The organism is Desulfosalsimonas sp., assembly GCF_046483245.1.
Taxonomy (GTDB): Bacteria; Desulfobacterota; Desulfobacteria; order Desulfobacterales; family Desulfosalsimonadaceae; genus Desulfosalsimonas.
Genome location: NZ_JAWODO010000099.1, coordinates 1 through 12,602 on the forward strand (window position 1 = coordinate 1; position 12,602 = coordinate 12,602).

Below are 12,602 nucleotides of genomic sequence, written 5' to 3' on the forward strand. Positions count from 1 at the left end.
CATCAGGCCCAGGAAAACAAGCTCGATCATGTATGCCGGAAGCTGCGGCTCAAGCCCGGTGAGCAATTAATCGACGTGGGCGGCGGCTGGGGCTCGCTGCTTTTTCATGCAGTCAAACACTACGGTGTTACTGGTACCAACTTAAGCCCCACCATGGATCAGAACCGCTGGCTGCTGGACAGGGCAAGGCACGAAGGCATTGCTGACAAAATCCGTGTCCAGGAAAATGACTTCCGGCAGGTGTCGGGAACATATGACAAGTACGCATCCCTGGGGGTCTACGAACACGCGGGGAAAGGGCAGTTGGAGGACTGGATCCGGTCCATGGCAAAATGCCTGAAGCCCGGGGGGATCGGCCTGCTTCATTTCATCGCCCATGACCGTCCCATGGACACGGACTTTTTTATCCGGAAACATATTTTCCCCGGCGGATATCTGCCCGGTCTGACCGAGACCATTGATTTAATGGCAGTCCATGGCCTGGAAATACTCGATATTGAAAATCTCCGCCGCCACTATGCCCTGACCCTGGATCAGTGGGCGGCAAGGTTTGATGAAAACTGGGAGATGATAAACAGCTTTAATCCAGGGCTTTTTGACGAACGCTTCCGCCGGACCTGGCGGGCCTATCTTAATTTCTGCGCCGAGTTTTTCCGGACCCGAAATTCGGTTCTGCGGCTCTACCAGATTACCTTTTGCAGGGGAAACACCACGGATTATCCCATGGACAGGGGGTTTCTTTACAAGGCATAGATACGCATTGAAAAGATTTATTTACAGTTTATGCCGGATTGTCATGGGATCTGACGGGGCCGGCTTGTCATGCCAGGGCATGTGCTTTCGGTAATACAGGCGCATGGCTTCAAAAATAATCCGGGGCATGGTAAGATGGGGCATTACCGGATGGCGCAGCAATGCCCGGAGATGGGCAGCCCGGGTCAACTCCCTGCCCCTTGTCCGCAAACGCGCCTCAAATATTTTTTCCCCCTCCCGCACCAGGTGGATGGCAACATCCATGGTTTGCCCCGGCGGAGTGCAGAAAAAATCGTATCGGCCGGCCATATTGTTAAACGGCGATACGTGAAAAGCCTTGTCAGCGGAATATTTCCGGATTCCCGGCCCGGGCGTGCCCGGGTCCGCGGGCTTGGGCAGATACACGTGCCGCTCTCCATACGTATTGCTCACCTCGGCCACCAGGCGGGCTACTTCGCCCCGGCGGTCAAAACAGTAGTAGAAGCAAACCGGGTTAAAAACATAATTAAAATAGCGCGCGGAGGTGACCAGCATAACAGTTGCCACCTGCGCCCTGTCTGCTTCGGGCAGCAAATCCAGAAGTTTTTCCTTTATGCAGCCCGGCCGTTTCTCCAGGTAATCGGCATCATTGATGCTTGCGGGCCGAAGCCGGTTGTAGCCGAAAAGGGGTAGTTTTTTCTCCAGCAGGGCCAGTTCATCAATGTCTATGCCGTACATGTAGACCGGGTAGCGGAAGTGATGATACACCGGCAGATGCCGGGTATGTTCCACGAATCCTGTATAAATTTTTGATTTCATAGCTCAATCCCGAAATCCTGTCCCACGGCCGCAGCCGACATCACCGCGTCTTCATGAAAACCGTAGCGGAAATAGCTGCCGCAAAACCAGGTGTTGTTAACCCCGTTTAAACCAGGTAAATGCGCCTGTGTGGCCGCAGCGTCTTTGTCAAACATGGGATGCGCGTAATTTAGATCCGCGATAATATGCCCCGGCTCTATGGGGTGAGCCGGGTTCAGGGTGACGCAGTAGTGTTTTTCTGATGCCAGCTGCTGTAGCTGGTTCATGTAATAGGTCAGGGTTGCAGGGCCGATGTGGCTTTTTTCCGGCCCCTGCCTGTAATTCCAGCAGCCCCAGGCCGCCTGCAGGGGCGGAAGGCAGCTGGTGTCCCGGTGCAGGATGACCCTGTTTTGCGCATACTGCCAGGCCGAAAGCAGCCTTGTTTCGGCATCGGAAGGGTCTGCTATCATTTCCAGCGCCTCGTCTGCATGGGACGCGATCACCACCTTGTCATGGGTGGCTTCCGCCTCGTCGGTCCACAGCCGCACCCGCCCGTTTTCCCGGGCGATTTTTCTCACCGGACAGCCGGTGTGCACCATGCCCGGAAACGTTTTTAAAAACGCGTTGACGTACTCATGGCTGCCGCCCTGGATTGTATACCAGCGGGGCTGGCCGGAAAAAGACAGCAGCCCGTGATTTTCAAAGAACCGGGCAAAGGTTTGCGCCGGAAAATCCAGTATATCCCGCTGGCCGGTGGACCATATTGCGGCACTTATGGGTGTGACGTAATGTTTTGCCAACGCGGCGGAAAATCCGGCCTGCTGCAGATATTGGCCAAGGGTTATATCCGTCAGGCGGTTTTGCGCAAGCCATCTCCGTGTTGTTTTGTTAAACCGGTCGATTTCAAACAGCAGGCGCCAGAACGACGGGCGCAGCAGGTTTTTTTTGTCTGCAAAGGGCCGGGTGGTGTTGTAGGTAAACCCGATGCCCGGGTTCCAGTAAGTAAATGACATGGCGCTTTTTAACCGGGGTACGCCCAGTTGGTCGAGAAAACGGATAAAATTCGGGTAAGTGCGGTCGTTGAAAACAATGAACCCCGTATCCACGCATGCAGCAGACCCGTTGCCCTCATCGACTTTTATGGTATGGGTGTGGCCGCCCACATACCTGTTTTTTTCGTACAGGGTCACCCGGTGGCGCCGGCCAAGCAGGTATGCGGCAACAATGCCTGCCACTCCGCCGCCTGCCACTGCAATATCCAGGTTTGTTTCATTTACCATGGCTGCTCCTTTTTCTTAGCGAGTCCGCGGGAACCAGGGCACAAAAGCGTTTGTCCGGCGGATGTAGGCCTGGTATTCAGGGTTATCGGAAAATTCGGTTTCCTCCATGAGCGTCACACCGGTGAGCCGCAGCAAGGTGTATGTAATAACCACCGGGCTGACAATGGTCAAAAATCCAAGGGGTGCAGACAGCACCATAACAAAGATGCCCCACCAGACAAGGGTTTCGCCGAAATAATTGGGGTGCCGGCTGTAACGCCAGAGGCCCTGATCCATCACCCGCCCTTGGTTTTCCTGTGCGGACAGAAACCGCCTAAGCTGGTAATCGGCAACAGATTCAATTACCAGCCCGGCAAGCCAGATCAAAAAACCGGCCGCATCCAGCCATGTCAGGCGGGCGGGCCGGGAGGCAACCTGGCCGTACTGAACACCGATGGCAATAATCCACAAAAAAAGCGCCTGCACCAGAAACACCCTGTAGAGGCTCACCAGCCAGAATCTTTGCCCGTATTGCGCCCGCCAGGCAGCATACCGGGGATCTTCGCCCTTGCCCCGGCTGCGCCCGGCAATATGGATAAACAAACGCATGCCCCAGACGGTAACCATAAGGGCGAGCATGAGCTTGCGCATGAAAAACCCGTCTGCCTGGGAAAACGTCAGCCAGGCAACGAGCACGAAACCCAGCCCCCAAAGGGCATCGGCGATGGCGGCATTTTTGAGCAGCAGACTGATCATCCAGCCGGCAGTCATAAACACGGCAGCCGCTGACAGATTAACTGCAAAAATAATAATGATTTCCAAGTCAACAAATTCCTTTTTATCCTATGCTTATCCGCTGCCTATCCGAGGACACGCCCTGGAACCAGCGGATCCTCCACCGCCCGGCCTGCGGCCCGTTCTTTGATGGCCCCACGGATGCGCAGTTGAATATCATGGCTTATGGGGTAGTAAAGAGCAATTAAAATGGCTATTGCATTGCACAGGCAGGGAACCATAGCATACAGCACGCGCAACGTCAGAATCACGGAATCGGACTGAATGACTCCAGGTCTGTAGCCGGATACCCCGAGCAGGGCCAGCCCGGCACCTACACCCGCGGCTGCGGCCAGTTTTTTGGCAATTGACCACAGGCTGATATACAGCCCCTCCCGCCGGTCGCCGGTAATAAGCTCATCATAGTCGATCACGTCGGCCTGGATGGCCGAAGGGATTGCAAGTGTCGCCCCGAAACCAATGCCGGATAGAAACACCAGGATACCATATAGCATCTCATCTCCCGGGCCCAGGAAAAATACCCAGAAAAACGCGCCGGTGTTAATGGCCATGGAAGCGATCCAGGCGGCCTTTTTACCGGTACGGCGCGACAGATACACCCACATGGGCAGAAAAACAATGCCTGTGACAAAATAGAGGGCAAGGAACAAATCCGCCGCAGAAGATTCCAGCACATACTCCACGTAATACAGAATCAGGGTCGCCGGCAGGTTGTTGCCTATGGCGCTGATGGTGTATGCGATCAAAAGGATCCGAAACGGCCGGTTGGCAAGGCTTGCGCGGAGCCATAGACCAATCCGGAGCTCTGATCGTTCTGCCGGCCGGGGCCGCTCCCGGAAAGCAGCCACGCACCATGCGCAGGCTCCCAGTATCAGGGGGATATATATCAGGGACAGGATAAAAAAGGTCTGCCGTTCACCGGCCGCGCTGTCGGCTGTCCCGGCGGCCCACCGGACTGCGCCCGGCATTGCCGCGGCAATAACTGTACCTGCAATCAAGGCACCGTCGCGCATTGAAAACAGGGCTGTGCGCTCGTTATAGTCAAAGGTCAGCTCCGGACCCAGGGACTCATAAGGGACAATGACCACGGTCCAGAATAAAAACAGGGCAAATATCATGGCCATGAAATACAGCCCGGCCGCATCTGCGGCCATTTCTTCGGGCGGGTTGAACAACAGCGCAATGGCAAAAACCGTAAGCACGGCACCCGCGGCGATAAGCGGCCGCCGCCGACCCATGGGCGTCTGCAGCCGGTCTGAGAAAATGCCGATCACCGGGTCGGTAAACGCGTCAAACAACCGGACAATCAGAAGAATGGCCCCCAGAGCGGAGATGTGAACCCCAACCACGTCGGTGTAGAACTTCGGAATATAGACGTATACCGGAATACCCACCACTGCCAGTGAAAATGCCGGGGCGGAATAGGCTGCCTTTGCTGCGGCGGAAAGCTTTCTCACTACCGCTCCCTTCCAAGCATTCGATCCCTGAAAGTTTCGTCTATGGGGTTTTCACCGAGCCAGATTGCAAAAAACGCAGAAGCAAAGGCTGCGCCTTTAACCCCGCCCAGAAGTTCATCATTTAACCACAGGCGGGTTCCGCTTTCGGGGGTGTATGCAGCCGCATAACGGTCCCCGGGCGTGATGTCACTGTATAAGGTGTTAAATTCTTCGATTTTCGGCAAAACAGTGGCAAAAAGATCCGGCGGGACGTTTTTTTTTATCATTTCCCTGGTGGCCTCGGCAAAGTCGCCGGCCTCGATGGCCTGAAAATAATGAAGCACCAGGCAGCGGGCCGACTTATCATCTGTGGCCTGGTCCGCGGTTTTGCCCTCCTGAAGATAAAATGCCCCTTTGTATGCCTTGATAAAGACCATGTAGCGTAACACACCCGTGCCGCGGAGGGTAAGGGTATGGCCGTCAATGGTTTTTTGTTCAGCAAAGTCAGTTCCTTGAGCACCGGCTGTCTGAACCGGTATCAAAAGCCATGCCAGCAGGGCAGCAATACACACATTTTGTTTTGTAGTCAACACAAGTCCTTTCCGGGACGGTTTCTGCTCAGGGGAACCGGATTTGCACAATACGCAATCCACATTTAGATTAAAATAATCATGACGCCACAATTATCTATCCTGAACTGAGCTCAGTTTTATTCTATGAAAAGGAAACCCGAATCATGAGCTATTTTTTTTCCGCCGCGTTTTTCAAGGTCGCCGGCATTGCCATTGTGATTTTTATCGTGGCCGATATGCTTTGGCTGGCTGTTATTGCCCGGGACATTTATTTCAGGCAGATGAGCCATCTGGCATCCGTTGAAAAAGGGCGGATTGTGTTTAACCTTCCGGTGGGGATCCTGGCCCAGGTTATCATTGCCCTGGGCCTTGCGGTGTTTGTCTCCCTGGCGATCATGGTGGAAAACCGCCTTGCTGCAGCTGTTTGCACCGGCGCGTTTGCCGGGTTTGCCCTTTACTGCACCTATGATCTGACCAACCTGTCATTTGTTAAGAACTACCCGGTGTTTATTACCGTGGTCGACATCGCCTGGGGAACCGCCCAGGGTCTTTTTGCCGGGTTTTACGTGTTTTATCTAACCCGGTTTTTCGGGCCGGATTTCTGATTTCATTTCTGATGCCCTGGCCGTTATTCAATCAGAATTCAGCTGTAATCTGCGGCCCTGCGTTTGAAGTTCACGATTTGAATGCAGGCCACCAGGGTTCTCCGGCAAATCGTGGGGTGTTTTAAAACAGATTATACTGGCATCCGCGTGAGCAGGGCTTATATTTTTCAGAAAATAAATTATAATGCAGGAAAAGGAGGCAGTCCCATGAATGATGTGAAGGATTACTGTGACAATTCGTATAAGCGGCTGATCGGTTTAAAGGCCGGTTTATACGATGTTATCGTAAAGGCGGAAGAGGTTTCGGATTCAACTCATGCAGAAAGTGCCAAACGATTAAAATCTCTGGTCGACAGTATTGAAGAAGGCCTTGAGGAGCTAAAGAATCAATGTCCCGCGGATTGGGCCCCGAATAAAAAAAGGCTTGATGAGAACATGGCCAGGCTCTCCGAGACCCTGGAAGAAATTGCCGATAAGCTGCAGGTAACTGTACCCGACAGCACGGCATGGATTTAACCGGATTAGATGCCGGGGAAAAAGTGCGCTAAAACCGGGGGCATAAGCTGGAGCACTTTCTGCAAAATTAATGCTTGTGCCCGGTTCATTAAATATACCGGCTCATAATTTAAGACAGGGTCTACCTATCGCCTGGGTGGGAATAAATCTGGAATCGAAAGAATTTGTAAAACAAAAAGGGGCTCGGAATTGTTCTGACCAGTCATCGCCCGGCCAAGTATACTCAACGCTTTTTTATCTTTATTTTGCCAGGTATTCTTCGACTATCCGCCGGGCAATAAGAGGAGCATTCCCACCTGCCCGGTTATTGATGAGAATGCTGGTTTGCGTATCTTCCTGAACCGCTTTTTCGATAAGCTCGACTGTATCTTTGATCATAGCGGTTTGGAGCATTTCATCAACTAGTTTGTCGAAAGGATGGGCCCGGGCATAAGCATCTTCGTATCGGGTGCCCCGCGGTGTCATAAGACGCACAATCCTCTTTTTTCCGGAATTGAAGATCCTGCCGTCAGCCTTTGCCAATTGCTTTTTCAATGACGGCAGCCATGTCCAATGAGACAACACCTGGCCCACACCATACTTTTCCAGAACTGCAAACACCGGGGAACTCAGATATGCTTCAGTCCGAAACTCGATGTGATATCGGGTGTCCTGGGGAACGGATTCAAAAAACCGGTCTAGATCCTCCGCCATTTTTTCGGCAGGCCTCCTGTCCTGTTTTCGCTGATATTCCTGCTCAAATATCAACCCCGCAAGGCTGGCACCCAGAATCGCGTTGGCGGGCTCATAGAAACGCTTTGTAAAAATTTCCGGGTCAAGGTAAGTTTCGTTTTTAATGTATTTGCCGCTACGCCGGATCTTTTGCGCCGATATGATCCGGGGCACCTTCATAACCACCTTGTCGTTCTCTGTAATATGCTGGGCATAAGTTTTGAGCACATGGAAGTTTTTGGCCGGCTTACCGTTTTCCTCAAGCAGCGGCGAATAAAAAGTGTAATCGAGTTCCAGCACAGGAAAGTGCTCAAAATATTCCTCCACGCTTTCCACCGGCAGGACTTCCTCCTGAAAGGTCTTGCCACCCACCTTGTTTGACCTGCGGCTGATCCGGCCCTCATAGCGTTTTGGGGTATAAATCTGACCGCCCCAACCGGCATAGCGATCACTGGCCGTACCTATGAGTACATTGGGATGCAGATGCCGGAATCGGAATTTTTCTATCAGTGCCTCGTTTTCAGTTTTTTGGTCGGTGGTTTTTCTCATGGGGGCAGGAACTCCTTTATTTATAATACTGATGTCGTCTATGATCTGGCAATATGCATTTGAATGGCATTATAGCAAAAATGCATTTTAGCCGCCATTCTTAAGACTAAGATCCAACAAATCTGGAATGCTGCCCGGGTTATGGCCGCTATGTTGCAATAAAGACCTCAGATAAGGGCGTGTGTACTTGCCGAGTCACAAGTTGCCATTGAAATCCCAAATCGGTTCAGGTATCTATTAGCATGACAATCTAGAGAAGAAATTGATTTAATAGCAGCATGTTCAAGCATGCTGAACATCGCAAAGGATTTGGTTTATAATTGCCCTTACCGGCCGTGAAGTAGATATCTGCGGCTGTCCGGACGGAGAGGAATTTGCCGTGTTCATGCCTGAAACCACAATCTGCGGGACCATGGTGGTTGCAAAACGGGTATTTGTGCCAGGTTCGGGAAAGTGCAGAGCCCACAGGAATGAACACCGGTTTATATCAATGGCAAACAAGAGGGTCCTGTAGAGCAGAAAACCGTATGCAACCCAGGGCCGATTCGCCCAGAGGTCTGCCTTTTGAAAAAAATATGGCACATCATCAAGCAATCCGCCCTGTCCATGAATAATCTTGCGCCGCCCAGCAGCGACGAGCTTTTTGCCGTGCGGCAACGCTTTTTGCGTTACCTGCTCTATATTTCAATCTTTGCCTCGTTTCCGGCAATGCTGATTGCAACAAAAGAGGCCCTTGCAATGGGAGACCGCTTTTCTCCAGCGTTTTACCTGGGTCTTTTCATTACGGTATTGTGCATCACCGTGTTTCAAAACCGAATCGGATTTGCCTGGAAAACCATCATATTTATAAGCGCCTTTTTTGCTTTAGCCGTTCATAATCTCCTATGGTTTGGTTTCAGCGGGGCGGGCATTGACATCTTGCTCATTGTTTGCGTGTTGATGACCGTACTTTTGGGCCAGCTTGCCGGAATCCTTACCCTCATGGCAGGTCTTGCCGCCATTGTAGGCGTGGGGGTTGCAATGAGTACCGGGGTTACAAGCGTTGGCTTAGACCTAAACTATCTTTCCGGCCAGATGATTTCCTGGATGACGGCAGCCGGGGTGTTTGTCCTGCTTGCTGGCGCCGGGGTCCTGATACCCGGCAAGCTTCAGGATGAATTGGGGCAGTCCCTTGAAAAGAGCAAAACACAGTCTGACCAGCTTTCCAGGGCCAACCGGGAACTGGAAAATGAAGTTGCAAGGCGCAAGCAGGCCGAAAATGAACTGCGCCTGCAGGCGCTTGTGCTGGATCAGATTCAGGACCGCGTTACAATAACGGATATGGAAGGCAGTCTCTCCTACATAAACGAGGCTGAAAAACAAGCCCTGGGTTATGCCCGGACGCCCCTTTGTCAGGCATCTGTGACCCTTTTCGGCAAAAAGGGAGATTCGGACTCGACAATGTTGCAGATATTGGAAAAAACCCGGGAGCAGGGACATTGGCACGGCCGGATCGCAAATCGCATACCCGGCGGACCGGAGGTTTTTTTGGATTGCCGGACCCAGGTGGTTTACGGGCCGCAGGGAGATCCGCTTGCCATGTGCATTATCGCAACTGATATCACTGAGGAGGTGCGGCTGGAAAACCAGCTCAATCAGGCCCAGAAGATGGAGTCCGTAGGCCGGCTTGCAGGCGGGGTCGCACATGATTTCAACAACAAGCTTTCCGTTATAAACGGGTATGCCGAACTTGCCATGGAAGCGATTGACCATTCAGACCCCGTGCACAAAACCATCCAGGAAATTCACACCGCAGGGAAACAATCCGCGGATATCGTTCGGCAACTCCTGGCCTTTGCCCGGAAACAAACCATCAGCCCGATACTGCTAGATTTAAACGACACCATTTCCAGCATGTTAAAAATGCTGCAGCGCCTGATCGGTGAAAATATTAGTCTTGCATGGCACCCCGGCAACAATTTGCGGCCGGTAAAGATAGATCCCTCCCAGGTGGATCAGATCATGGCAAACCTTGCTGTAAATGCCCGGGATTCCATATCCGATGTGGGGAAGTTGACTATAGAAACAGACAATATAATGGTTGATAAAGATTACTGCAGGGGCAACCCGGAGGCAATTCCCGGGCAATACGTGATGCTGGCAGTCAGTGATAATGGTCACGGAATAGAGAAAGAGGTTCAGGAACGTATATTTGACCCTTATTTTACGACTAAGGAAGTTGGAAAAGGGACAGGCTTAGGTCTGCCCACAATATATGGCATTGTGAAACAGAACAAAGGCTTTGTAAACGTATACAGCGAGCCCGGGGAGGGAACAACCTTCAAATTGTATTTTCCTGCCCATGAAGAGACAAAGCCCTCTTTGTATTCCGCGGAAGAGACCACCGGACAAATTCCAACAGGCACGGAGACCGTTCTGGTTGTCGAAGATGAAAAGACGATACTGCAAATGTCGAAGCAGATGCTCGAAAGATTGGGATATACCGTTGAGATCGCTGCAAATCCGTTTGAGGCATTAAAGCTTTCCGAAGAATATGTGGGAACCTTACACCTTTTGATTACCGATGTGGTCATGCCGGAGATGAACGGCCGGGATTTATCGGCCCAATTGGTCAAAAGCCACCCTGGTCTCAAAACCCTTTACATGTCTGGCTATACTGCCAATGTGATAGCTCATCACGGGGTGCTTGATGACGGGGTGGAGATCATCCAGAAACCATTTTCCTTGAGAGATCTGGCTCTGAAAGTGCGGGAGGTTCTTGAGCAGGAATAGGTTTTTTGCATGGCTATGTAAGTGCACCATGCTGTAGACGGAAGGCAATATTTCCGGGGCGCATGTATGCTGCACCTTGAGGCTGGCAATACTCTCCGGCCCCGAATGTGAATTATTGGAAGTACATAGAAGTATGCACTGAAGGCTGCTTTTCATTGCAGGGCACAAACGGAACCCGATAAAAATGTTTTTTTGGTAAACCAATAAACTAACAAGTCAATTCTTCGCGATTGCGCAAGCCCTTGATCTTGAACTTTTACCTTGCCGTCTAAAGTGACTTTTACGAGACTTTCAACATGCGTATTTTGCTGATCTTGTTTACAGGGTATTTTTTGGTTGTTCTTCTTGCCGCATTGGCTCAGAGGCATATGCTATACTTTCCTGACACAACACCACCTTCCAGCGACAACCTCCGGCCAATTAATGGTCCAGCTCTTGAGGTGTGGCCGAAAATTTACGATCCGTCGTACCGCGGTTATATCAGCGCTGAATCTCCTGCAGACCTCCAAAGCCGGGGAACGGTTGTAGTGTTTCACGGTAACGCCGGCAGCGCCCGAGACCGGCACCATTATATCAGCGCACTGGAGAAACGGGGATACCGGGTGGTCTTGGCCGAATATCCAGGCTACGGCGGCCGGGATGGAATACCCGGCGAAGCGACTTTTATTTCCGACGGTATTGAAACCGCACGTCTTGCACTGGAGGCGTTTGGCGGCCCGCTGTGGATATGGGGTGAGTCGCTTGGCGCCGGTGTAGCTGCTGGAGTAGCGGCCGATAAGGCACTGCCGGTCGCAGGCGTCGCTCTGATCACTCCATGGGACAATCTGCCGGATCTGGCGCAGGCGTTGTACTGGTATCTTCCTGCCCGCTGGCTGATACGTGATCAATATGATAACCGAGCTAACCTGAAGGGTTACCCGGGTCCGGTTGCGGTATTGATTGCCGAGCGCGACGAAATAATCCCCCTTAACCATGCCCGTCGTTTATATGACGCACTGACTGCACCCAAACGGCAGTGGATATTTCCGGGTGCCGGCCACAACAGTTGGCCGATTGATTCGTCAGCCTCGTGGTGGGATGAGGTTTCAAACTGGCTGGAGGAAAAGCGTGTCCCATCTGCTTCATTTAAAAAAGATCCGCCTACCGCCTCTCCTCCCTGAAAGAAGGACTCTTACGGCGCAGATGATAAAAGTTCACCCCTCAAACAAGGAGACACTATGACCCTTACAAAAACTGAAATTATCGATCAAATCACTGAACTTGGATTTTCCAAGAAACAATCAGCTGCGCTTTTCAAGACCCTTCTGGAAATTATAAAAAACAGCCTTGAAAACGGTGAAGATGTCCTCGTCTCAGGTTTTGGAAAATTTCAGGTGAAAGATAAGGCTCCCAGGCGAGGAAGAAACCCGGCAACTTATGATGATATGTTTTTAGATGCCCGCAGGGTGGTTACTTTTAAATGCTCCGGAAAGCTGAGAAGGCGGGTTAATGGGGCGGAATAGAGAGTGAGCCCAACTCTGCGGGCAGGCTTGGCAGCAGAATTTTCGTTTATTCCGTGGAAACATGGTTTATCCCAGCATTTACCGGAAAACCCAAATAGCTGTCGGTCTCAATTCTTGACATTGTCTCTTATACATATATAGTGCCTGAATGAAAACCAGGTTTTCGTTCAGGAAATCCGAAATCCGAAGCTCGAAATTCGAACCAATGACCAAAACCCTAAATGCATCAATGACAGAAACATCCTGTTTTAAGCTGTTGGTTTTTATCATTTGAACATTCGATATTCGTATTTGTTTCGGATTTCGGATTTCGATATTCGGGTTTTGGCTGAACAGGGTTTTCGTTCAGCCACTA

12 protein-coding genes are annotated in these 12,602 nt (G+C 51.5%); 6 read left to right on the forward strand and 6 right to left on the reverse strand.

Annotated elements, in window-relative coordinates; all coding sequences use genetic code 11:
* On the forward strand, positions 1 to 753 hold a 753-nt coding region (locus R6U41_RS08790), incomplete at its 5' end, for a class I SAM-dependent methyltransferase (protein WP_410269463.1).
* Between the two features lie 21 nt (positions 754 to 774).
* On the opposite strand, the gene R6U41_RS08795 is transcribed toward R6U41_RS08790, so the two are convergent.
* From R6U41_RS08795 to R6U41_RS08815, 5 genes are read right to left on the reverse strand one after another with little or no spacing between them, the layout of a single operon-like run.
* Complete coding sequence (locus R6U41_RS08795) at positions 775 to 1,551, reverse strand: DUF1365 domain-containing protein (RefSeq protein WP_410269464.1); 777 nt, start codon at positions 1,549 to 1,551, stop codon at positions 775 to 777.
* Complete coding sequence (locus R6U41_RS08800) at positions 1,548 to 2,810, reverse strand: NAD(P)/FAD-dependent oxidoreductase (RefSeq protein WP_410269465.1); 1,263 nt, start codon at positions 2,808 to 2,810, stop codon at positions 1,548 to 1,550. Before R6U41_RS08800 ends, R6U41_RS08795 begins: the two co-directional genes overlap by 4 nt.
* A 15-nt stretch (positions 2,811 to 2,825) precedes the next feature.
* A complete protein-coding gene (locus tag R6U41_RS08805) occupies positions 2,826 to 3,611 on the reverse strand; it encodes a DUF1295 domain-containing protein (protein ID WP_410269466.1) in 786 nt (261 codons plus the stop codon).
* A gap of 38 nt (positions 3,612 to 3,649) precedes the next feature.
* Entirely contained in the window at positions 3,650 to 5,041 is a 1,392-nt protein-coding gene (locus R6U41_RS08810) for an MFS transporter (RefSeq protein ID WP_410269467.1), read from the reverse strand.
* On the reverse strand, positions 5,041 to 5,610 hold the full coding sequence (locus tag R6U41_RS08815; protein WP_410269468.1) for a chalcone isomerase family protein: 570 nt from the start codon (positions 5,608 to 5,610) through the stop codon (positions 5,041 to 5,043). The genes R6U41_RS08810 and R6U41_RS08815 overlap by 1 nt, the downstream gene beginning before the upstream one ends.
* 146 nt (positions 5,611 to 5,756) lie before the next feature.
* Here R6U41_RS08815 and R6U41_RS08820 point away from each other — a divergent pair, with 146 nt between their 5' ends.
* Together R6U41_RS08820 and R6U41_RS08825 are read left to right on the forward strand one after the other, a co-directional pair.
* Positions 5,757 to 6,197 (forward strand): DUF2177 family protein, encoded by a 441-nt coding sequence (locus tag R6U41_RS08820; protein WP_410269469.1) that lies wholly within the window; start codon positions 5,757 to 5,759, stop codon positions 6,195 to 6,197.
* A 207-nt stretch (positions 6,198 to 6,404) separates the two neighbouring features.
* Positions 6,405 to 6,713 (forward strand): hypothetical protein, encoded by a 309-nt coding sequence (locus tag R6U41_RS08825; protein WP_410269470.1) that lies wholly within the window; start codon positions 6,405 to 6,407, stop codon positions 6,711 to 6,713.
* A 240-nt stretch (positions 6,714 to 6,953) separates the two neighbouring features.
* On the opposite strand, the gene R6U41_RS08830 is transcribed toward R6U41_RS08825, so the two are convergent.
* Positions 6,954 to 7,973 (reverse strand): DUF72 domain-containing protein, encoded by a 1,020-nt coding sequence (locus R6U41_RS08830; protein ID WP_410269471.1) that lies wholly within the window; start codon positions 7,971 to 7,973, stop codon positions 6,954 to 6,956.
* 564 nt (positions 7,974 to 8,537) lie between these two features.
* Here R6U41_RS08830 and R6U41_RS08835 point away from each other — a divergent pair.
* The 3 genes from R6U41_RS08835 (at position 8,538) to R6U41_RS08845 (ending at position 12,247) form a co-directional block, all read left to right on the forward strand.
* A complete protein-coding gene (locus tag R6U41_RS08835) occupies positions 8,538 to 10,745 on the forward strand; it encodes a response regulator (protein ID WP_410269472.1) in 2,208 nt (735 codons plus the stop codon).
* A gap of 296 nt (positions 10,746 to 11,041) precedes the next feature.
* Positions 11,042 to 11,905, forward strand: coding sequence for an alpha/beta hydrolase (locus tag R6U41_RS08840; protein ID WP_410269473.1), 864 nt, complete (start codon positions 11,042 to 11,044; stop codon positions 11,903 to 11,905).
* Positions 11,906 to 11,962: 57 nt separating this feature from the next.
* Entirely contained in the window at positions 11,963 to 12,247 is a 285-nt protein-coding gene (locus tag R6U41_RS08845; RefSeq protein ID WP_410269474.1) for an integration host factor subunit alpha, read from the forward strand.
* Positions 12,248 to 12,602: the final 355 nt, after the last annotated feature.

Coding starts and splice junctions, on each gene's coding strand:
- R6U41_RS08820 (WP_410269469.1), top strand. CDS start 5,757: ATGAGCTATTTTTTTTCCGCCGCGTTTTTCAAGGTCGCCGGCATTGCC.
- R6U41_RS08795 (WP_410269464.1), bottom strand. CDS start 1,551: ATGAAATCAAAAATTTATACAGGATTCGTGGAACATACCCGGCATCTG.
- R6U41_RS08825 (WP_410269470.1), top strand. CDS start 6,405: ATGAATGATGTGAAGGATTACTGTGACAATTCGTATAAGCGGCTGATC.
- R6U41_RS08830 (WP_410269471.1), bottom strand. CDS start 7,973: ATGAGAAAAACCACCGACCAAAAAACTGAAAACGAGGCACTGATAGAA.
- R6U41_RS08840 (WP_410269473.1), top strand. CDS start 11,042: ATGCGTATTTTGCTGATCTTGTTTACAGGGTATTTTTTGGTTGTTCTT.
- R6U41_RS08800 (WP_410269465.1), bottom strand. CDS start 2,810: ATGGTAAATGAAACAAACCTGGATATTGCAGTGGCAGGCGGCGGAGTG.
- R6U41_RS08845 (WP_410269474.1), top strand. CDS start 11,963: ATGACCCTTACAAAAACTGAAATTATCGATCAAATCACTGAACTTGGA.